This is a genomic window from Bacillus cereus group sp. MYBK30-2, from assembly GCF_051915945.1.
Classification (GTDB): Bacteria; Bacillota; Bacilli; order Bacillales; family Bacillaceae_G; genus Bacillus_A; species Bacillus_A paramycoides.
Genome location: NZ_JBQAFR010000009.1, coordinates 1 through 22,725, shown reverse-complemented (window position 1 = coordinate 22,725; position 22,725 = coordinate 1). Strand labels below are relative to the sequence as shown.

Below are 22,725 nucleotides of genomic sequence, written 5' to 3'. Positions count from 1 at the left end.
AAAACCGCTATTATTAGCGGTTTTTTCTTTTCCTTATGTAAATCCACACAATCAATGTTACAATTGCCGAAATAAATAAAATCCATATTCCATAATGATGTAAACTATACTCAACAAAGCGCCACTTCTCTCCTAGTTTCCAACCTAGGCCAATAAAAACACTTATCCAAATTAGCGCACCACCGTAAGCATACAGACAAAAACGCCACCATGTTAAATTCGAAACCCCAGCAAAATATGCTGTTAAGTGACGTACTCCTGGTATAAAGTAGCCAATAATTAAAAGAAACGGGCCGTATTTTTCAAATAAAATATGTGTTTTTTCAATATGATGTTCTTTAATTCTAATTTTCGGACCATATTTTTTTAAAACAGGGAGTCCAAGTTTTAAACCTAATATATAACTTAACGTAATGCCAATCATCGCACCTGCCATTCCACTTAAAAAAGCAGCTGCTCCTGACATAACTCCTTTTGAAATATTATAACCAATAAAAGTCAATAAAAACTCATCTGGTATCGGTAATCCGACTATCCCACCAGCTAAAGCTATAATAATTCCAAAATACCCATAATGTGAGATTAACTCGCCAATATGTTGTTCCATTCGGAAGACACATCCTATGCACGATCGTTATTCCATATTGTGCCCGTTCTATCTTTAAGACAAACATGGTATACATATTCAATATACATTGTTTTTATATTGAACTCTACTTCTATTCATTCCTTTAACAGAGATAAAGTGAAACTTTAATCAGTGGGGGTTTTGTCCATCCCCACTGATTATTAGCCCACACCAATCGGGCTTTTACGGGTAGCCCGACTCCCACCTAACTTCCTGGCATTCGCCAAATTTTGAGGTGGGAGTCTTACTGCCCGCAAATAGCGGGATTAAAAAATAAAAATTCATAGGCTTGTTTTTTTGTTACAATAAAGGAAAGTTACTTTTCGCAACGGTTTAACTCTCAGGAAAAATGATATATCTAGCAAAAACATAGTTTGGTCTATATAATGCAACTTCTACCTATTAGAGTAACAGGTACCCTTTTACATACAACATCATTTTTCTAAATTATACAGGGGGAACGAATATGACCATTGAAAAACAATTTATCCAAAAGGTTTACTATAAAACATTTTTAACAGAAGATACTTCCATTCCGGTAACGGAAGTACTCGGTGAAGCATATATAAATGAATCAAAAAATGAATTCTCCAATATATCTAATATTCGCTTCGCACAAGGTGAAGTTTACTTTCAAAACAAAGACTTTGAAGCAGCTATATTTAAATGGGAGAAAGTAAATAATGAACTTGCTCTCTGGGCCATGAAGAATATTGCAGATGCTTACTTCGAATTAGGTTTCTTGCCAAAAGCAGAGGAAATTTATAAATCTATTCAATCAGAAGATACGACTCTTACTATGGAAGTTTCCCTACAACTTCTTTCTCTTTACATCGATCAAAACCGCTTAGGTCTTGCTTTTAAAACAATTAGTGAAGCTGTTTCATTCCAACCAGACTATCCGAATATTACTGCAATCGCTCGATCCTTTTATGAAAAACAAGAAGATTGGAATAATGCTATTGAACTAGCGGTTCAAGAAGGGATTCGAACAAAATCATTACATTGGTTCGATACGTTAATAAATTATGTGAACAGAGGCTTTACTAATAAAATTAAACCTGAGTATTTCTATGAATCTTTAAAAGCCTTATATACAATTGATCAAGTTCAATTTAAAGAGCTTGTTATTTCACTTTGGAACAGCTATGAAAATGAATCATTACATCTACCTTGGATTCAAACAATAAATCACTTATTCTTACATATTGAAGTAGATGCTAATGACGATTGGAATGAAATTTCTGCCCGCTATCAAGAGACGTATTTTGAATTAATTACTGGGCAACATTTCATGCATGAATTACAAGGACTTGTTCCAGATTTATTAACGAATTGGTTTAGTTTAACGAAAGCGGAAGATTCTTTACTTGTCTCTGCAGCAGTATTAGCATGGAACGAGGTTTCACCTACAACTCTAGAATCATTACTCGTAAAAAGCGCAGGTGCCTTACTTTCAAATTCATCAGCTTATGCAAATGTTAATATGGCAGATGTATCAGCATTATTTGAAACGATTGCTGTATGGGCTGAGAAGAATGATGTAGATTTAGGTCATCAATTCACACTACTCGTTCGTGAGCTATACGATTTAACTGTTACACAACTTCTAGTAGCAGGAACTAGTGATTATGATAAATCAGCCTTTATCAACTCTATACTAGGAGAAAATATATTAACTGAAACTCTAACAACTTCTATTACATTTAAAGATAATAGTCAAACTGAAATAACTGAGTTTACAGAGTTAGATATACGAAATATACCAAACTTTGATGAACTTCATAACATACTAGCTGTACCTTCTCAGTCAGAACTAGAGAAAAAATGTATTGAAATTAAATTACCGAGTAGATTTTTAAGAAAAAATAAGTTTTCATTCCTTGTCACACCTACTGTGCATGGACAACTTAACAAAAACAGCTCTCATTTCGAATACTTACAGGCAGCAGATAGTCTTATCTATGTACTAAATTCAGCTTCGCCATTACATGATGAAGAGCTTGATACATTATTATATATTCGTGAGCAAGTACCAAATTTACAAATTCAATTCGTCTTACAAACAATTGATACAAATACTAGTGAAAACATCACGAACAATATTAAAAAGAAAATACTTGTACATTTCCCAAATGCACACTTTTTCCCTTACTCTCCTTCACAAGAGAGTAGTGAGCAACTAGGCAACGTAACAGACTCTATTATCTCTAACCTTGCTCAGCGCAACATGGAAAAAGAACGTATTGAAAAATTGTTATGGTTTATCCAAAAGACGATTGCCTACCTTTTAAATGAACGTGTGGAGTTAGAAAATACATTAGTAAAATCAGTCCGTTGGAACAAACATATTTTAGTTAAACTTGATGGTTTTATTAATAATCTTACAGCCATTCAAAAAGATAAAGTTCGTTCTATTACAGAATCTTATCTCTTAACGAAAGAAGAAATTACACAGGATATACATTCTCAAATTCCTGAATTGTTACAGAGTTGCTCAGATCTCGTTCAAGAGGATAGTGATTTCAAATTAGTCCATGAAGAACTAAATGTAGCAATGAATGAAAGAATTCAAAAACATGTACAGCAAGTGCTTCTTCCTAAATTTACTCAATCCATTCAAGAATGGATTGAAACTGCACATAATGAATTCATTCAAGCGCAAGCTTATTTAGATGAAATGGGCGATACCTTTAATAAACTCTATGAAGAAGAGCGTATTAAACTTCCTTGTGATTTCAAATTACTAGATGACTGGAATAGAGATGTTGTAAGAATGACAAATAGAATTACAGTGGCTAACATCAATATTTTATTACGCTTTACACCAACACAATTTTTCTTGAAAAGTGCAGGGAAATTATTCGGTAATATGCAAAAGAATCAATCTATGCTATCAAATAAATATAAACAATATATTGAAACAGAAGATTATACAGAAGTTGCTCATGCAATTTCGAAGCAATTCTTCCTTCAATTTGAAGTATTTGAAGGTGCGCTAGAACGTGATATCATGATGTTCTTTAAAGACCCTCTTAGCATATTGAAGCAAAATGTAGAAGCGGCCCAACTTGAAATACAAGAAGACGAGCAAACATTAACAAAGCTAAGAACAAATCCAGAAACTTATCATGATCCTTTAACACTGTTTAAATTGCAATTGTTGCAACGAAAGTTCATGTTAAATATTGACCGCAACAATGAAAACATTGCTTCACAAGAAGTAATAAAGTGAAACACCAACTGTTTAAATAAGAAAAACCAAGCAACTTAATTTGCTTGGTTTTTCTTATCTCTAATTTACAATTTTCACATGTTCAAATGGATAATACACTGCCGTTAGTTTTCCTAATACTTCTGTTCTGTCAATGAGGCCTAAGCCATTCCTACTATCCCTGCTTACTAAACGATTATCTCCCATCACAAAAATTTTATTTTTAGGAATTGTAATCGGTCCAAAGTCTTCAGTTAAATTGATAAGTAATTTTTCTGCCTGTTTTTTATTATTATTTAAATACTCTTCATTTTTCACTTGATGATTAACATATAATTGATCATTTTTCATCTCAATTACATCTCCTGGTAATCCAATAATTCTCTTCACATAGAAGTTATCCGTCTTCACGACAATAATGTCCGATCTCTCATAACTTTCAAATCGTTTTGCAAGTTTATTAATGATTACTTTATCTCCATCTTGTAACGTCGGCCTCATGGATGCCCCTTTTACAGTTGTAGGAAAAAACACGAAAATTTTCGCAAAAAAAACTATTAAACATGCAATCGCAAATACTTCAAAGAACTCACGCAACCGGCTTTTCTTTTGCATTATCCCACCATCTCATTTTCTTTTTACATTTATTATAAATACTTCCCAGATAGTTTTTCTATAAAATTCCGAATATAGAAACAAGAAAATAAAAAATATTACAAATGCACAAAAAATAATATCCGTATATACATTATTTTGATATACTATATTTGTCTTTATTTATACAAATATTCATATTCACTAGGAGGATTTCTTTTTTATGAAAGTTATGTTAAAAAATGATAATACAGGTCAAATTAAACAAGCAAAAATCGGTTTTAGTTGGACTGTATTTTTCTTTGGTTTTTTCCCTGCTATATTCCGCGGAGATTGGAAATGGTTTTTAATTATCTTACTCGCTAGCATGTTTACATTCGGATTCTCTAACCTAGTATTCTGCTTTATTTACAACAAACTCTACATCAATGATTTATTAGCTCAAGGTTATAAAGCAGCTGATGACTATAGCCTCTCTGCTCTGCAACAAAAAAATATCGTAGCATAGAAATGAAAAAAGATACTCTCAAAATAGTCCATCAACTATTTTTGAGAGTATCTTTTTTATAATCCCACATATACAATACACATCTGCGCAGCGACATATGTAAACCAAATCCAAAGTGGTTCATACTTCAATTTGCGCCCTCCGATATCTGTAACACCGATAATAAAGTCAGAAATCACAAACAATAAACCACCAAGTGCTGGCACCCACCATATTCCTGTATTCTCGTAATATAAGGCGAATGCAAAACATGCCATTCCTCCAACCCACAAACCGTAAATTAGAGCCCCTATTGTAAAGAGTTTGTCTTGCTTTTCATTTCTAATAAAGAAAAACCATCCTATAATTAGAAAGAGTCCGTATACAAGTAGGCCGATCCAAAAACCACTCCATGAAATACCTGTTTGCAAAAATGCTTTCACATAGAAACAATGGGCAAGAGCGAAAGTAACCATTCCTCCAATTAATCGATGGCCAATCGGAATCAATCCTGCCATAAATAAATCACCTACAGTGGATAAAGTCATACCGAGTGCAACCCACGTACTGTATTCTACCGATGGATCTTGTAACCATATCCAAATTGCACTACCTGTTAAAGAAAAACTAAGAATTAGACGCACTGCTAAAGGTAACGGCATATTTTCTCTTGTTCTTTTTGTCTGTCCTATTGCATAAATTGCTCCTGTTAAAAAAATAATTATTTGCCCGATTAACACAATGTAAAGTACATTCATAACATTTTCTCCTCAATAAATGCTTTATTTGTATCTTTTTTCGTTATATATAGTCAGTTCTCCTTTTTCTACGTAAAAAAAGAAGAACAGTACTGTTCTTCCATTTTAATAGATTTTCTGTTCTCTATGCTACCTGTTTTTCTTGCTCAATTTTCTGTTTAGCCGGGGTACGATTTACCACAATAATTCCCGCTGCGACACATGCTAAACCAAATAGTACAAATGAATGAATGGCTTCTCCTAAAATCATACTTGATAATAACACGCCGAACACTGGTATGAAGAACATATACATCGATACTTTGCCTACTTTGTTATACTTCATAATTGTATTCCATATACAGAAACCCGCTGCCGATAAGAAAGATAAATATATAAGCATAAGTATTGCATGTAGGTTAAATGTAAATGGCATCACTCCAACTTGAAATGCCCCTATACATAGTAACCCAATTGACCCAAAAATCATTTGGTATGCTGTCATATACCCAATATCTAACGTTTTACTACCTTCTTTCGCTAATATATTTCCATATGAATACATCATTGCTGCGCCAAGAAGTAATAAACTACCGATTCCAAAATGGAATGACAAACTTCCATCACTCGGTACATTCACTAAAATCACACCACAAAAACCGATAGATACTCCAATTACTTTTCTCATATTTAGAGCATCATCTTTATATAAAAAATGTGCGATTAAAATTTGAAAGAAGGATGATGTTCCTGAAATAATCGCCCCTTCAATTCCTGAGCTATAACTCATTCCAATATAAAAACATATATACTGAAGAAATGTTTGGAACAAGCCGATTTGTACTAACTGCTTCCCTGTTCCTTTTTTGAAATGCATATCTTTTCCTAACGCTTTAAAAAAGAATAAGAGCATTACACCTGATAAGAAAAATCGATAACCAGCAAATAATATTTGCTCTCCGACTTCATGTGGCTGAATTCCAAGTTCAGCATAACTTAATTTAATAAAGGGAAATGCGCTTCCCCATAAAAATGTTGCCACTATTGCAGCAATAAATACGCCAATCGGATGGGTAAAAAATTTCTCTGTCTTCAACTTGCTGTCTTCCTTTCCGATCTTTTTATGAACAATATCCATATATACCAAAGGAGGTGCAAAAACACAAGTTTTCAGTCTATAATAGAAACAAAAACATATCATCTAATAAAAACATATGCTATACTATAGAATAATTACAATATAATAACTATTAAAATCAGATTCAACAGAAATGCTGCTATCCATTATGGATGGCAGCTTTCGTCGTTTTATAGGGGTTTCGATTTTGATTCTTTTTCTCAATAAGAATTCGGAAGGAGCGAGTATTAATGAACTCAGAAGTAAAAACATTACAAGCAACAAAAGATATTTCTCATCCCTCTTTATGGGACACATTAAAGAAACATTATGAACTTATATTTGCAATCGCATCTGGTATTTTCATTTTAGCTGGTTGGTTATTCACAAAAAATGAGGCAATAAATGCAGGTATTACTTTCTATATCCTTGCTTATATAATTGGGGGATTTGCAAAAGCGAAAGAAGGTATCGAAGACACAATTGAAGAGAAAGAGCTAAATGTTGAAATGCTCATGCTCTTTGCAGCTATCGGTGCTGCAATTATTGGCTACTGGGCAGAAGGTGCGATTTTAATCTTCATCTTTGCATTAAGTGGAGCAATGGAATCTTATACACTAAGCAAAAGCCAAAAAGAAATTTCAGCCCTTCTTGACTTACAACCCGAAGAAGCATTGCGTATTTCTAATGGCATAGAAGAACGCATTCCAGTCGGACAATTACAAATTAACGATATTATCTTAATTAAGCCAGGTGAGCGTGTTCCTGCTGATGGCACAATTCATAATGGTGAAACAAATATTGATGAAGCAGCTATTACAGGGGAACCTATTCCAAATGAGAAAAAGTTTGGTGATGAAGTTTTTGCCGGCACCGTAAATTTACGTGGTGCTATTGAAGTTAAAATTACAAAGCCGAGCGATCAAACATTATTCCAAAAGATTATTCGTCTCGTTCAAAGTGCACAAAGTGAAAAATCACCATCACAACTATTTATCGAAAAGTTTGAAGGAACATATGTAAAAGGTGTATTAATCGTTGTCACACTTATGATGTTCATTCCTCATTTCTTACTTGACTGGAGTTGGAATGAAACATTTTATCGCGCTATGATCTTGCTTGTAGTCGCTTCTCCTTGCGCACTAGTTGCTGCCATTACACCAGCGACTTTATCAGCAATTTCTAACGGAGCAAGAAACGGGATTCTCTTTAAAGGTGGTATTCATTTAGAACGTCTAGCTTCAGTTAAAGCGATTGCCTTTGATAAAACTGGAACATTAACACAGGGAAAACCTACTGTAACAGATGTATACGTTCGAGAAGGCATAGCAGAAAGTGAAGTACTTTCTATTACAGCAACGATTGAAAGTCACTCTACACATCCTTTAGCAGAAGCAATTGTTAAATATGCAAGACACGCTTATGATATTACGCTAAAAAAACCAGAAAATGTTGAAGATGTAACTGGTTTTGGACTAAAAGGAGTATTAGAAAACAAAGCTTATAAAATCGGGAAAGCTGATTTTATCGGTGAAGAAACAAAAACATTCCATAATGGCATTTCTGCCTCACTTGAAAAAGAGGGGAAAACTGTCGTTTATATTAGTGATGAAGATGGTATTCTTGGGCTTATTGCTTTAAAAGATACCCTTCGCGAAGAAACAATAGCTGCTATTCGCGATTTACAAAGTATTGGTGTAGAAGCAATCATGATTACTGGTGATAATGAAGAAACTGCAAAAGCAATTGCTGCTGAAAGTAATATAAAAGAATATTACGCATCATGTCTACCAGAAACGAAAGTTGAAACGATAAAACAATTAAAAGAAAAATACGGCACAGTCGCAATGGTTGGAGATGGTATAAACGATGCACCCGCACTCGCTACCGCTAGTATAGGTGTTGCGATGGGGGAAGGAACAGACGTAGCTTTAGAAACTGCAGACGTTGTTCTTATGAAAAACGAATTATCTCGTCTTTCTCAAGCAATTCGTCTATCAAAGCGAATGAATCGCATTGTTAAGCAAAACGTTGTCTTCTCTTTAGCTGTCATTGCAATGCTAATTTGTTCAAACTTTCTACAGTTTTTAGCTCTTCCATTCGGTGTGATTGGGCATGAAGGAAGTACCATTCTTGTAATTTTGAATGGCTTACGATTATTAAAAGGAAACAAATAACGGGTCCCTGATAAGGGACCCATTTTTTTAATGGTAGCTATTATGACCGTTCGCACTGCTGCTTGTTTTATGCTTTGGATGCGAACTGCTCTTTTTCTTAGTGTTATTTTTATTATTGTGGTTCTTTTTATTATTGCTCATGAAATATCCCCCCTGTTCCCTTTTATTATGGAACAGAAGTTTATTTTTCATTACGGGAATTATTGTCACTCGTTCTATAGTGATGAAGTAAACCGTTAATTTCTCCACCAAGTAAAATTACCCACGCGGTCAAATAAAACCATAACATTAAAATAATGATACCACCAAGACCACCATATGTATTAGCGTAATTTGCAAATTTATCTACATAATAGGCAAATGAGTACGATACCACAATCCATCCTACAGTAGCAAATACTGCTCCTGAAATAACTTCTCTTCTTTTTAATTTCCGATCAGGTGCAAACGTATATAAGAAACTAAATAAAGCGAACAAAACAAAGAAACTCGCTACTAAACGCATAATACTCCAAACGTAAGAAAAACTATCCGATAAACCAATTGCTTTAAACACAGCTGCCCCAATTACTTGCCCAAACACCGGGACAATCAGCGCAAACACAATCATAAAAATTATCGCTAGTGTAAACACAATTGATAAAGCTCTTGTTTTAATAAAGGAACGGGTTTCTGCTACATCATAAGCACGGTTAAAAGCATTCATAACCGCATTCACTCCATTTGAAGCAAACCATAGCATCGATAGTAAACCAAATGATAGTAAACCACCGTTTTGCTCATTTACAACTTTATCTACGTTTACTTCAATTAAGTTCATCGCATCTTCCGGTACGTACGGTTCTAATAGGTTGAGCACACTTTCTGTTTGAAGGTCAATAAATCCAAGAAGCGTAATTAAGAAAACAAGCCCAGGAAAAATCGCAAGCAAGAAGAAATAAGCGAGCTGTGCTGCTAAGCCCGCTACGTCATCGCGCATCGTTCGATCATATAAGTCTTTCCCAAACGAAAAAGTGCGATTTCTTTTTGCTTTTTCTAAAAATTTTCTCATATATTTTTAAACGCTTTTCTTCTCTTCTTTATCTTGCTTTAGCTCAATATATGCTTCAGTTTTTTTTTCCTCTGCATTTGAGTCCTTCATAAATAATTCACGTGCCTCTTTCATACCGCCATCTTCAGCTACCACTGGCTCTTCTTCAGCTTTAAGCTCATCTACCTTTGGAGACACAGCTTGAATTTCAATCGTTTCTGGCTTTTCTTCTCGCTCAACTTTTTTCTTACTAAAAATTTCTTTCGTTTCTTTTAACGTTTCTACAACAGACGGCGTCAATTTTTTAATTTCTGCTACTTTCGCTTTTACTACATTGAAATCAGCCAGTTCGCGTCCTTTATCTGTAACAGTTTGCACTTTTTCTTTTATCTTCGCATTTTCACCAATTTCAATCATCTTTGTTTTTGCTTTTTCTGCTGTATTTTTTACTTTTTCGCGATTTTCTTTCTTTAACATGGATACAGCTACACCTGCAGCTACACCAATCGCAATGTTTCGAGCAATATTATTTTTCTTTGCCATATTCCTTCACCCTTTCATTTCTTATGTTAGAAAGTATTTCTTTCTAAGCTTCCTCATATTCCTTGTTCATTTCGAATGAAAGCTAATAGCTTTTCACACCCTTCTGTTACAAGGTCATACACTTCTTGGAAGTTCCCTGTAAAGTAAGGGTCAGGAACGTCTGTCCAGCCACCGCCTGGAACAAAATCGGACAGCCTACCAATATAGCCTCCAGTTTTACCTAAACTTTTTAAATCCGCTATATTCTTGTTGTCCATGGCAATAATATAATCAAACTTTGTTAAGTCTTCTTTTTCTACTTGACGTGCTTTAATTCCTTCAAAAGAGACTTCATTTTCTTTTAAAATTTTTTGTGTTCCTTTATGTGGTGGATGACCAATATGCCAATCTCCAGTTCCGGCAGAATCAATGACAATTTTCTCTTCGAGTCCCTCTTTTACGACAAGTTCTCGAAAAATTGCTTCTGCCATTGGAGAACGACAAATGTTCCCAAGACAAACAAACAATACTTGAACCATATTTTTGTTTCTTCCCTTCTTGGTGCATTTCTTAATATATACTTATAGTATAAACAACCAATTATTAATTATAAAGGAAATCCCTACTAATTTAATAGGATTGAAAAGTTTCATTAACGAAAATGATAAAAAATGTTAAGATATCCTTATGTTATTTTAAAGGGGGACACTTCGGTGGATTTATCCGTAAAATCAGAAGAAAACGTTGAATATATGGTAGAAGCTATTAAAGAAAAATTACGCATGGTTAATGCTGGAGCAATGAGAGCTGCTAGCTTTAACGAAGAAATGTACGAAGACTTACGTGACATTTATGAGCATGTTATGAAGCGCGAAACATTCAGCATTAGTGAAATGCAAGCTATTACAGAGGAATTAGGTACATTAATTAAAAAATAGCAAAGAGCCTCATAAGAGAGGCTCTTTTTAATTTCAACAAATTCATGACAACTTTTCCCTTTTCCTCATCCCATTCTAAAATACTGTACAATGAAAGTAGAACCTCACCTTAGATTATTTCTCCATACATACTACTCTAACAAAATTGCCACACTACCATTGCTAACTGTTTTTACTGGGGGTGCTTACTTATGAGCAATTGGTACAGTAAGACGAAAGATCAAACATTAACCGATTTAGGAACAAATGAACACTACGGTTTAACCGATGAAATCGTAAATGAACGTTTAAAGCAATATGGTCCTAATGAATTAGCTACAAAACAAAAACGTACTTTATGGCAGCGAGTTTTCGCCCAAATTAATGACGTCCTCGTATATGTCCTTATCATAGCTGCCCTTATTTCCGCCTTTGTAGGTGAATGGGCCGATGCAAGTATTATCGCGCTCGTTGTGATTTTAAACGCTGTTATCGGTGTAATCCAAGAATCTAAAGCAGAACAAGCTTTAGAAGCATTAAAAAAGATGGCCACGCCAAAAGCTATCGTAAAACGAGATGGTGAACTAAAAGAGATCCCATCTGAGCACGTCGTTCCAGGTGATATCGTTATGCTTGATGCCGGACGATATATACCATGTGATTTACGGCTTATTGAAACTGCGAACTTAAAAGTTGAAGAATCTGCTCTAACTGGTGAATCTGTCCCTGTCGATAAAGATGCAATCTATCACCCTTCCATGCAAAGTGATGAGCAAGTACCACTAGGCGATCAAAAAAACATGGCCTTTATGTCAACGCTAGTAACATACGGGCGCGGCGTCGGTGTTGCTGTTGAAACTGGAATGAAATCACAAATTGGGAAAATCGCAACTCTTTTGCATGAAGCTGAAGATGATATGACACCACTTCAAAAAAGCTTAGCGCAAGTAGGAAAATATTTAGGCTTTGTCGCTGTAGCTATTTGTGTCATTATGTTTCTCATCGGTTTTTTACAAGGACGAGATACTTTAGAAATGTTTATGACTGCTATTAGTTTAGCTGTTGCAGCCATTCCAGAAGGCTTACCAGCTATCGTTTCTATCGTTCTTGCCATCGGCGTTCAACGTATGATTAAACAAAACGTTATCATTCGTAAACTACCAGCTGTTGAAGCTCTTGGTTCCGTTACAATTATTTGCTCAGATAAGACAGGAACATTAACTCAAAATAAAATGACCGTTACTCATTTTTATAGCGATCAAACATACAATCAGCTAGAAAATTTGAACGTAAATAACGATGTACACCGTCTATTATTAGAAAATATGGTTTTATGCAACGATGCCTCTTATAGTAACGAATCACAAACAGGGGATCCTACAGAAATTGCCCTTCTTGTTGCCGGAAGCTCTTTTAACATTCAAAAAGATAATTTAGAAAATAAACATGAACGTGTTAACGAACTGCCTTTCGATTCTGATCGTAAAATGATGTCAACAGTACATACATACGATGAAAGCTACTATAGCATGACTAAAGGTGCCATTGATAAACTCTTACCTCACTGTACCCATATCTTTATAAATAACAAAGTTGAGGTCCTAACAGATTCTCATAAAACACAAATATTAGAAGCTGCACAAGCGATGTCACAAGAAGCTTTAAGAGTACTTTCATTCGCATTTAAACAATATGAGACGGACCATGTGGATATAGATCATCTCGAAGAAAACCTTATATTTATCGGTCTTGTCGGTATGATTGATCCTCCACGCACAGAAGTAAGAGATTCTATTACAGAATGTAAAAAAGCTGGTATTCGCACTGTCATGATTACTGGTGATCATAAAGATACCGCTTTTGCAATCGCCAAAGAACTTGGTATTACTGAAGAAAAATCTGAAATTATGATTGGAACTGAATTAGATAACATTTCAGATACAGAACTAGCAAGTAAAATTAATCATTTAAATGTCTTTGCTAGAGTCTCTCCAGAACATAAAGTGAAGATTGTAAAAGCATTACGCGCTAAAGGAAATATCGTTTCCATGACTGGTGATGGTGTAAATGATGCTCCATCTTTAAAGCAAGCAGATGTCGGGGTAGCAATGGGAATCACAGGAACAGATGTCGCAAAAGGCGCAGCTGATGTAGTTTTAACAGATGATAACTTCTCATCTATCGTGAAAGCTGTTGAAGAAGGTAGAAATATTTACCGTAATATTAAAAAGTCTATTCTCTTCCTACTTTCTTGTAACTTTGGAGAAATTATCACTTTATTTTTAGCTATTTTACTCGGCTGGGCAACACCACTACGCCCTATTCACATTCTGTGGGTAAATTTAATTACAGATACACTACCTGCATTATCACTCGGTGTTGATCCCGAAGATCCTGATGTAATGAAGGAAAAACCACGTCATGCAAAAGAAAGCTTATTTAGCGGTAGCGTTCCTTTTCTTATTTTCAATGGCGTTGTAATTGGACTTCTCACATTAACAGCCTTTATCGTTGGGGCAAAGCTCTATGCAGGAGATACTAATTTATTTCCTCTCTTCCCAGATCAAATTGATGAAGACGCTCTATTACATGCTCAAACGATGGCATTTGTCGTCCTTAGTTTTTCTCAACTCGTTCATTCATTCAACTTACGTTCAAGAACGAAATCAATTTTTTCAATCGGGATATTTACAAATAAATATTTAGTTTTCTCACTTCTTATCGGTGTTCTTATGCAAGTTTGTATTATCTCCATCCCTCCTCTTGCAAATATATTTGGTGTACACGCATTAACGATAAAAGATTGGGGATTTGTTCTCTTATTAAGTATCATTCCGCTTGTTGTGAATGAAATCATTAAATTATTTAAGAGAAAATAAAGTTAAACTTTAATCAGCAGGGGGATTTTGTTCCTTCCTCCACTGATTAAAAGCCCGATTCCCGCCTAACTTCTTTGCTTTACAGCCACATCTTGAGATGGGATTCTTACTGCCTTCAAATAACGAAACAAAAAAGGCAATGAGAAATATTCCTCATTGCCTTTTCATTTATCCTTGTAATTCTTTTTTGATGTTCTCCGTTAATGCAGCCATACGCTTACGGCTTTCTTCACGTTCACGTTTATTTTGTTCTTCAATTTGTTGTGTTTCTTGCATACCTCTTGAAATAATATTCCAAGTCTCCTCAAGTGTTTCCATCTTAATACTAGAAGAACCTGATAATCTCGCTACTTCCACACTTTGAGTCGCGATATTTTGTGCATTCTTCTTAAGTAATTCGTTTGTACGGCGATCAAGTTCAGCCATAGAGTCTGCAACAAGCTTTTGACGCTTCGCATTTACCGCTTGAATGATACCATTTTTAAAGATAGGAATCGTTGTAATAAATGCTGTATTGATCTTACCAATTAATTTATTGTTACCACGTTGAATCATACGAATTTGTGGCGCTGTTAATAGCGCAACCATACGTGCCTTTTCTAAATCATCAATACGCTGCTCTAAAATTTCAACAGAGTTTTTAAGCGATTCTAATTCAATACCTGCTAATTGATCATTATTGCGTACGCGCTCCTCATACATCGGAACTAACTCTGTATTTAAACGATCTAATAACATTTCTCCCGCTACTACATATTTCTCTAAATCTAAATAATATTTTAAGTTTTGCTCATATAAACCATCTAACGTACCAATTGATTTTTTCATTTCATCTTGATACTTCGTAATCTCCACATAAACTTTATCGATTTCGCGACCCATCGTTTGATACTTACTAAAGATTTGTTCAATCATTTTATCCGCTTTTTTGAACATGCGTGAGAAGAAACCACTTTTCTCTTCCGCAAAGTCTTTACTATCAAATCGATCCATAATTTTACCAAGCTGTTTTAATAATTCACCAGAGTCTTCTATTTTCGATAAAGACATTGTATGTAAAATTTGATCCGCGAAACGTGAAATTTCCATAGAAGGCTCTTTTCCAAGCTCGATTAATTCTAATTGGTCTTTAATATCTACTGCGTTATAAATACGTTGTACTTCCGCATCTTGTCTAAGTTGCAAGCGAACATCTTGTGCCGTTTGCTCATTCAATTCTGTTTTCGAATCTAGTACGACTGGGTTATTCATATGACATTCTCCCTTTCCTTATAAAAACGGACGAAATAGTCCTTTTATTGTTTGTGATAAATTTTTATAGGCTGATGAACCATGAAACTCAAGATCGAAATTAACTTCTTCAAGCCAATGTGAATCAAATGCTCCTGCTTCAATATACGGTTCAATATCGTTTCTCCCCGTTGGATTAAAGTGGAATACATCTACTCCAATTTGATTTAAAAATAGTAATAAAACAGCATCCGAACGACTTAATTCTCCGCTCTTCTCATTATTAAATATAACAATTTTCGGCACTTCTTGCGAATAATCAAATTTCTCAAGCTGCTCTAAAATGTTCGGTGGTATTTGAGAGAGTTGCGCGAAAACATACAGTGCTACATCTTGTTTCGTCTCTTTCGCGATTGGTTTACATATTTCACTTTCGCACGTATGGATGATTGCCTCTGCAATACCATGTTGTAAACCTTCAGGTAAACGTTTATGTGGCCACCAGTGGCTGTTCATAATTAAATCAGGATGCAACTTCCCTGCGCGATCTAATGCATCTCGATAATGATATTGGAAATTTGCTTTTTGTTCTTTCGTAAACGGAAATGTATTAATTAATAAACTATTATCAAATGATGTAACAGCCTTTAATCGTTGAAAATATTCTTTATCATTCTTTGAAACGCCTGATATTTTTGCAAATAAAGAAGGAATATAAATATGCTTATTTTCAACAAAGAATGTTGGGCGTACAAATGCCTTTTCTTTCGTAATTAAAAAGAGTTCATCGTACGTCGTTTTGAGAGTACGCGCTACTGGTGTATACGAGCGGAATTGCCACGGTTTGTATAATAATGAATTATCGTGATGAAGTACTTGCTCAATTTCCTTTGAAGCTTGATAAGCTACTGTCGCGACGCGTTCACGACGTCGATCAGGAAATGGCTCCAGTGAAATACGGCTCGGATGAGATACGACAAAGGTCCTTCCTTCCTCATCTACACTTTCAAATCCATCTTTTCCTTCTGGGTGATAATAAAGTACATCGCAACCGATCATAATAAGAAAGTATAAGAAATATATACGACTCTCCGTTGCATCACCATACCAAACAATACGCGGCATTTGTTTCTTATAATTAATCGTAGAGAACCACTTCGCTACGTAATTTTCGCTTAATTTAATAATATCGATTAAGAAACGACGGAACCCTTCTGTTTTTAATGATTGATTATGCTGTTTTTCATACAATTTCAATACAGAAATAAATGTCGTATGTATATAATGCTGCAAATCAGGATTGTCTACTTGCGGTAATAGTTGTTTTCCAGACAAATGGGCTACAAGCCTATTTACTGTAAGTCCATTTGGCGCTTCTTGATGTAATGCAAAAACTTCTTGAATATGGCGCAGTTTTTCGGGATCAATCACCTTATTTAAATTTTGTTCATGCAAAACCTCGATCCCTTTCGCCTCACTATAATCAAATAGCTCATTGAAATATTCATCTACATCATTTGGAACACCAAGAATACGACTTGCTAAATAACTAAATTTCATCTCATTCTCTGTCAGTTCATATTGTGGGCGTTTTTCTAAAAGCGTTTCAAATTGTTTTAAATCTGATTCATCTTTTAATGCACATGGTTGAAGTGTAAAACGTGAAAACACAACAGTTCACCTCCAAAAACATTTACGTTTTTTCTAAAGTCTTTCTTCTATTATAAACTATTTTTAGTTATAAAAAATGGGCGCTCGCATAACGAGCAAACCCATTTCAATTATTTATGTTCATTTTTAGTAGCTGCAACTTCTTCTCTTGCTTGTCCACCATTCTTCATGTAGTGAATTATAAACGTTACTCCAAATGCTACAACTAAAATAATAAAGAACAGTGTATGACTAATCTCAAATCCAATTAGAGACAGTAGCATTTTTGCTGCGATAATTAAGATTAAAATATATGCTGTTGTTTCAAGCTCTGGAATACGCTCTAACAATTTTAAGAATACGCCAGCAATACCGCGCATCATTAAAATACCAAGCATTCCGCCTAATAGCAGAATCCAAACTTCATTCGATACACCAAATGCAGCAAGTACACTATCTACTGAGAACGCGATATCCATTAATTCAACCATCGCAACCGTTCCCCAGAAGACACCGAACATTCTAAAGAGAATACTATTTTGATTCATACCATGAGCTTCTTCTTCTTCACTGCCACCTTTTCTCTTATCAATAAAGTATTTCACTGATAACCAAGCAAGGTAAAGTGCACCAAGAAGTTTTACCCACCATAATTTAATTAAGAACATTCCGATTCCAATTGCAATAAAACGGAATACATAAGCTCCAATAAGTCCATAGAATAATGCTTTTTTACGTTTTTCTTCCGGAAGGTGTTTTACCATTACTGCTAACACAAGTGCGTTATCAGCAGATAACAACCCTTCAAGTACAACAAGTGTACCAATTAATCCCCAAGATACTGGATCTTGCAACACTTTAATCCACATGTCCAAGTCAAAAAACTGAGCATACGTATCAAGGATTCCTTGCAAAATACTCATCTTACCTTTATCCCCTATTCTTTGCTAGATTTATAGAAAGGTCAAAAAAAGGAAACGAATTTCGTTTCCTTTCTATGCATCCAAGCCATAGGCTCTTACAAGCGCACCTAATCCACCTTGGAATCCGCTTCCTACTGCATTAAACTTCCACTGTCCATTATGACGATATAATTCACAAAAGACAACTGCTGTTTCGATGGAGAAATCTTCTCCTAAATCAAAACGAAGAACTTCTTCATTCGTTTCTTCATTTGCTAGACGAACGAATGCATTTGCAACCTGTCCAAAGTTTTGATTACGGCCTTCCGCATCATAAATAGTAACTGTAATAGCAATTTTATGCACATCTGCTGGAACTTTTTTCAGATCCACAACAAGTTGTTCATCATCGCCTTCACCTTCACCTGTACGGTTATCTCCTGTATGTAAAACAGATCCACAAGGAGACTGTAAATTATTATAGAAAATAAAGTCAGTTTCCTTCGTACATTTTCCGTTCGCATCTAATAAAAAGGCAGATGCATCTAAATCGAAATCGGCTCCGCCATCATAAGACTTAATATCCCATCCAAGACCAATTACTGCTTTTGTTAAACCTGGGCTTGTCTTACCTAAATCAATCTTCTGTCCTTTTTGTAACTGAATAACCATGTATATTCACCTCTATATTTTAATCTTTTAAAATATATCCATCGGTAAACATGTGTTTCACCGATGGATATATAAATCTATTACTCTACATCTAAACCAAAGTTATTACATAGAGACGCTAATCCACCTTGGAATCCACTTCCGATTGCATTGAATTTCCATTCACCTGCATGACGGTATAACTCTCCTACTACTACAGCAGTTTCAATAGAGAAATCTTCTCCTAAGTCGTAACGAATTAATTCTGCATTCTTTTCTTCATCTAGAATACGTACGAAAGAGTTAGAAACTTGTCCAAAGTTTTGGCTACGGCCTTCTCCATCATAAATTGTAATAGTGAAGCAAATACGTTCAATATGTGATGGGACATTTTTTAAATCTACTTTAATAGATTCATCATCGCCTTCACCTTCACCAGTTCGATTATCTCCTAAATGCTCTACAGCACCATTCGCACCTTTTGGATTATTATAGAAGACGAAATCCTCTGCTCCTGAAACTTTACCGTTAGCACCTACTAAGAAGATACTAACATCTAAGTCGAAATCGTTTTGTCCGTCATAACGATTTGTATCCCAACCAAGTCCTACAAGAACTTTCGAAAGGCCTGGATTTGTTTTTGTTAAATCTACCTTCTGTCCTTTTTTCAATGAAATAGATGCCATATACTATTCCTCCTCGATTTATCTTATTGGTAACGTGATACAATCTCACTTAAGTTTTTATCTTGTGTTCCTTCTCCAACTGCTGAAAACTTCCATTCGTTTCCGTTTCGATACATTTCCCCTGCAATTAAAGTCGTTTTACCAGCATAATTATCTGACAAGTTATAACGTGCTAATTCTTCACCTGTTTGCGGGTTTTGAATACGAATATATGCATTGCGAATCATCCCAAAATCCTGACGACGATTTACACAGTCATAGATATTTACAACGAATACTAAACGATTAATACGGCTCGGAACTTTATGTAATTCTACGAAAATTGTTTCGTCGTCACCAGCACCTTCACCTGTTAAATTATCTCCTGAATGAATAATACTACCACAAGTAGAAAGTTTGTTGCCGAAGTAAACTAGATCATTTTTGTTTAAAAAACGATCCCCTTCTAACATAACAACAGATGCATCACAATCTACATTTGGTTTACTTCCAAATAAAGAAGACAGAAACCCACCTGATTGCCCAATTGGATCCCAGCCTAAGCCAACCTGCAGTTTTGCTACTCTCGGTTGTCCTTTCGTTAAATCGATCTTTTGTCCTTTTTCTAAAATAATAGGCATGAAGTTTCTTCCTTTCTACAAAGCATTTTCCGAATCGGAAAATATTGTATTCTTCTCTTATATTGTAGCATTATTTATCTAGTGAGAAAAAGGATAAATTCTCAGTTATATGAAAACATTCATATAATTTATTTATGATGATGTAAGAAGTGGTAAATAGAACCAATCATTCCTGCATGATTACGATTTTGCGCGAGTTTAATCTCGCAATTACTATAAATTTCAGGATTCAAATATTTTCGTACCTCTGCCTTTACTTCTTCTAAAAATCGATTGCCTCTATCAGTAATCCCCCCACCAATAATAATTGCTTGTGGATTAAAGATATAAGCCAGATTACTAATTCCAATTGCTAAATGTTTAAAAAATATTTGAACGGCGTGTATAACTTCTTTATCCTTCTGATCATATAATTCAAAAATTATTTCACCATTCCAATTACCGCTACCTTTATACTTCCGCACAAGATAAATTAATCCTGAAATCGAGGCAACTTCTTCAAATGGCTTCCCTTCAATCAACATATTTCCCCATTCACCAGCACTAAATGAATGACCTCTGTACAGTTTCTTATTAATAACAATTGCGCCCCCTATTCCCGTTCCAAGGGTAAGCATAATGAAATTACTTTCATCCCTTCCAACACCTTGCCACTGTTCTCCAAATGAAGCACAATTGACGTCATTTTCAATGGATATAGGAACTTTTAATACTGTTTGTAATCTATCAATAATAGGAATACCGGCATAGCGTGGAATATGATCCACGCCGCCAGTTATGATTCCTTTATGAATATCTACAATTCCAGCTGTACTAATACCAATTCCAGAAACAACATGTTCATTCATTAATTGCTCCGCCAAACTAATAAGCTTTTGAACGATTTGTTCTCCGCCTAAATGAGCCTCTGTTAATATAGTTTTATGATTTAATAATATCCCGAGTTCTGAAACAATCCCATATTTAATCTGTGTACCACCAATATCAAATGCGATATATTTTTTCACACTGCCACTTCCTCTAACATTATGAATTTCATTCTTCTACATTGAAATGATGATGCTTTCCTTTAATAAGAATTTACAAGATTTACAGACCCAGCTTTTACGTAGACACTGTTGTATTCTTTATTATCTGAAACGATTTCATAATATAATCCTTGTGGTGTGTTAATTGTTTTCTTAATAGCTACCATAATGTTCCGGGATGTCGTTCCAGTCTGGCCTTCAGCTAAGTTTTTGAATACTGGGGAACCTGTTCTCAACGTTCCAAGTCGATATTTATTTAAGTCTTTACTTCCATTCATGGAATCAATTCTATGCATAAGTGAGGCAATTTGCTGACCCCAGTTTTCATCACTTGCATACATGACGTTCATTCCTTCTGCCTTATCACCTAAGTTTCCACCATTGTATGTATTTCCATCCGGTGTTAAGTAATGTTTATCTATATATGCAGCACAAAAATCAATGCCTTCTTCCCATGTTTTAAATCCCGTTGCACCATTATATGGATCTGAGTCTACTGCTCTAAAACCAAATAAATTTTTCTTATCTTGTGCAATACGGCTCGTTCCCCAGCCAGATTCTAAAATTGCATGTGACACTAAGTATCCTGCATTCATCTTATACTTCTCTGCTGCACTTACAAAATATTTTCCTAATCCAATAAGTGGACTATTTGCATTAGATTTGCTTAAGAAGTTATCAATTTCATCTCCTGTATAAGTAGATGTTGCACGGAGTGGCATATATTCAAAGTATTGATAACTATCTTGTCCGCCGATTTGCTTCTTATCGAAAGCTTCGTAACGCTCTCCTTCTTTTAAATGTTTCGGAGCATTACCAATTTGATACGTTGCATATTTACCATTTGCAGGGTTGTATACATAATGATATAACTTGCCATTTTTAGTTGCATAATACGATGTTTTCTCACCAGTCATTGCCGGATGTAATGTAACATCATTTATATTCACGTAACCTGTCATACCATCAATTTGGACATGAATACGATCACCAGCAGCTTTCACAAATTTCAAGTCGGCCCCACCTTTTACATATGTGAGCTTCTTCCCTGTCGCAATATCATAAATATTAATAACACCATTTGCACGAACGAAACCTTGCTTCATATTTACAACTTTACCGTCGCTTTTAATATACGCATCTTCTTTCAAATTTTGCATAATTTGCGTTGCTTCTACTTCATTTGGCTTTTGAACCTTTTGTGATGAAGTAACAATTTCATAAGAGGTTGAACCTTGTTTAACCTTTAAAAATTGTAATGAAACGTAACCTTCACCACCATTAAAATGGACTTTTGCCCAACCATTTTCTTTCCCTATAATTGTAACAGTCTCTCCATTCTTTAAATGACCAACAGCTGCCGCACCTGTTGATGGGCCTTTACGAACATTTAATAGGGAAGCATTTACAACAGCTCGTTCTTCTGTTACTTGCTCTGGATTCGTTGGATCAGTTGAATCTTTACCGAGTGTTACAAATTCTAATGATACATATCCTTCTTTTCCTTGGTAGTTAATTTTTGCCCAACCGTTTGCTTTTCCTAACACTGTTACTTTCTCGCCATTTTTTAAGTTTCCTAGAACTGCGCTACTTGTATTTGCCGCACTTCTTACTCGTAAACTTGTCGCATTGATCATTCCTACTTCTTGCGTTCCA

Annotated in this window: 20 protein-coding genes; 5 read left to right on the top strand and 15 right to left on the bottom strand. The window is 35.0% G+C overall.

Features of this window, described 5'->3' with window-relative positions; genetic code table 11:
• Positions 1-13 precede the first annotated feature (13 nt).
• A complete protein-coding gene (locus ACTFQM_RS25075; protein ID WP_002174715.1) occupies positions 14-607 on the bottom strand; it encodes a DedA family protein in 594 nt (197 codons plus the stop codon).
• A gap of 487 nt (positions 608-1,094) precedes the next feature.
• On the opposite strand from ACTFQM_RS25075, the gene ACTFQM_RS25070 reads away from it, so the two are divergent.
• On the top strand, positions 1,095-3,863 hold the full coding sequence (locus ACTFQM_RS25070; protein WP_440036738.1) for a tetratricopeptide repeat protein: 2,769 nt from the start codon (positions 1,095-1,097) through the stop codon (positions 3,861-3,863).
• Positions 3,864-3,923: 60 nt separating this feature from the next.
• On the opposite strand, the gene lepB is transcribed toward ACTFQM_RS25070, so the two are convergent.
• Positions 3,924-4,460, bottom strand: coding sequence for a signal peptidase I (lepB, locus tag ACTFQM_RS25065; protein ID WP_033719749.1), 537 nt, complete (start codon positions 4,458-4,460; stop codon positions 3,924-3,926).
• Positions 4,461-4,659: 199 nt separating this feature from the next.
• On the opposite strand from lepB, the gene ACTFQM_RS25060 reads away from it, so the two are divergent.
• Positions 4,660-4,944 (top strand): hypothetical protein, encoded by a 285-nt coding sequence (locus tag ACTFQM_RS25060; protein WP_048375633.1) that lies wholly within the window; start codon positions 4,660-4,662, stop codon positions 4,942-4,944.
• A 56-nt stretch (positions 4,945-5,000) separates the two neighbouring features.
• Here the strand turns inward: ACTFQM_RS25060 and ACTFQM_RS25055 are convergent, their stop codons facing one another.
• Both ACTFQM_RS25055 and ACTFQM_RS25050 read right to left on the bottom strand, forming a co-directional pair.
• On the bottom strand, positions 5,001-5,681 hold the full coding sequence (locus tag ACTFQM_RS25055; protein ID WP_002174711.1) for a lysoplasmalogenase: 681 nt from the start codon (positions 5,679-5,681) through the stop codon (positions 5,001-5,003).
• Positions 5,682-5,805: 124 nt separating this feature from the next.
• A complete protein-coding gene (locus tag ACTFQM_RS25050) occupies positions 5,806-6,756 on the bottom strand; it encodes a DMT family transporter (protein ID WP_002174710.1) in 951 nt (316 codons plus the stop codon).
• Between the two features lie 272 nt (positions 6,757-7,028).
• On the opposite strand from ACTFQM_RS25050, the gene ACTFQM_RS25045 reads away from it, so the two are divergent.
• On the top strand, positions 7,029-8,954 hold the full coding sequence (locus ACTFQM_RS25045) for a heavy metal translocating P-type ATPase (RefSeq protein ID WP_071718685.1): 1,926 nt from the start codon (positions 7,029-7,031) through the stop codon (positions 8,952-8,954).
• 181 nt (positions 8,955-9,135) lie between these two features.
• Here ACTFQM_RS25045 and ACTFQM_RS25040 read toward each other — a convergent pair whose 3' ends face one another.
• From ACTFQM_RS25040 to ACTFQM_RS25030, 3 genes are read right to left on the bottom strand one after another with little or no spacing between them, the layout of a single operon-like run.
• Complete coding sequence (locus ACTFQM_RS25040) at positions 9,136-10,005, bottom strand: YihY/virulence factor BrkB family protein (RefSeq protein ID WP_002174708.1); 870 nt, start codon at positions 10,003-10,005, stop codon at positions 9,136-9,138.
• Positions 10,006-10,011: 6 nt separating this feature from the next.
• The gene (locus ACTFQM_RS25035; protein ID WP_440036735.1) at positions 10,012-10,527 is read right to left on the bottom strand and encodes a DUF4075 domain-containing protein; all 516 of its coding nucleotides are present in this window, start codon (positions 10,525-10,527) and stop codon (positions 10,012-10,014) included.
• Between the two features lie 53 nt (positions 10,528-10,580).
• Positions 10,581-11,045, bottom strand: a complete 465-nt coding sequence (locus ACTFQM_RS25030) for a low molecular weight protein-tyrosine-phosphatase (protein ID WP_002174706.1) — start codon at positions 11,043-11,045, stop codon at positions 10,581-10,583.
• A 174-nt stretch (positions 11,046-11,219) separates the two neighbouring features.
• Here ACTFQM_RS25030 and ACTFQM_RS25025 point away from each other — a divergent pair, with 174 nt between their 5' ends.
• The gene (locus tag ACTFQM_RS25025; RefSeq protein WP_000366197.1) at positions 11,220-11,444 is read left to right on the top strand and encodes a DUF1128 domain-containing protein; all 225 of its coding nucleotides are present in this window, start codon (positions 11,220-11,222) and stop codon (positions 11,442-11,444) included.
• 191 nt (positions 11,445-11,635) lie between these two features.
• Entirely contained in the window at positions 11,636-14,302 is a 2,667-nt protein-coding gene (locus ACTFQM_RS25020; protein ID WP_440036733.1) for a cation-translocating P-type ATPase, read from the top strand.
• A 168-nt stretch (positions 14,303-14,470) separates the two neighbouring features.
• On the opposite strand, the gene ACTFQM_RS25015 is transcribed toward ACTFQM_RS25020, so the two are convergent.
• From ACTFQM_RS25015 to ACTFQM_RS24980, 8 genes are all read right to left on the bottom strand, one after another.
• Positions 14,471-15,553 (bottom strand): toxic anion resistance protein, encoded by a 1,083-nt coding sequence (locus ACTFQM_RS25015; RefSeq protein WP_002174704.1) that lies wholly within the window; start codon positions 15,551-15,553, stop codon positions 14,471-14,473.
• Positions 15,554-15,571: 18 nt separating this feature from the next.
• Positions 15,572-17,203, bottom strand: coding sequence for a YceG family protein (locus tag ACTFQM_RS25010; RefSeq protein WP_440036732.1), 1,632 nt, complete (start codon positions 17,201-17,203; stop codon positions 15,572-15,574).
• 110 nt (positions 17,204-17,313) lie between these two features.
• Entirely contained in the window at positions 17,314-18,105 is a 792-nt protein-coding gene (locus ACTFQM_RS25005; RefSeq protein WP_071718681.1) for a TerC family protein, read from the bottom strand.
• Between the two features lie 72 nt (positions 18,106-18,177).
• Positions 18,178-18,756 carry a TerD family protein gene (locus ACTFQM_RS25000; protein ID WP_002174701.1) on the bottom strand — a complete coding sequence of 193 codons (579 nt, stop codon included), beginning with the start codon at positions 18,754-18,756 and terminating at the stop codon, positions 18,178-18,180.
• A gap of 80 nt (positions 18,757-18,836) precedes the next feature.
• The gene (locus ACTFQM_RS24995) at positions 18,837-19,421 is read right to left on the bottom strand and encodes a TerD family protein (protein ID WP_002174700.1); all 585 of its coding nucleotides are present in this window, start codon (positions 19,419-19,421) and stop codon (positions 18,837-18,839) included.
• A gap of 23 nt (positions 19,422-19,444) precedes the next feature.
• Positions 19,445-20,041: a TerD family protein gene (locus ACTFQM_RS24990; RefSeq protein ID WP_002174699.1), complete on the bottom strand. Its 597-nt coding sequence runs from the start codon at positions 20,039-20,041 to the stop codon at positions 19,445-19,447.
• 128 nt (positions 20,042-20,169) lie between these two features.
• Positions 20,170-21,048 (bottom strand): ROK family protein, encoded by an 879-nt coding sequence (locus ACTFQM_RS24985; protein WP_328047287.1) that lies wholly within the window; start codon positions 21,046-21,048, stop codon positions 20,170-20,172.
• Between the two features lie 62 nt (positions 21,049-21,110).
• The coding region (locus ACTFQM_RS24980) for an SH3 domain-containing protein (RefSeq protein ID WP_440036730.1) at positions 21,111-22,725 on the bottom strand (1,615 nt) is incomplete at its 5' end.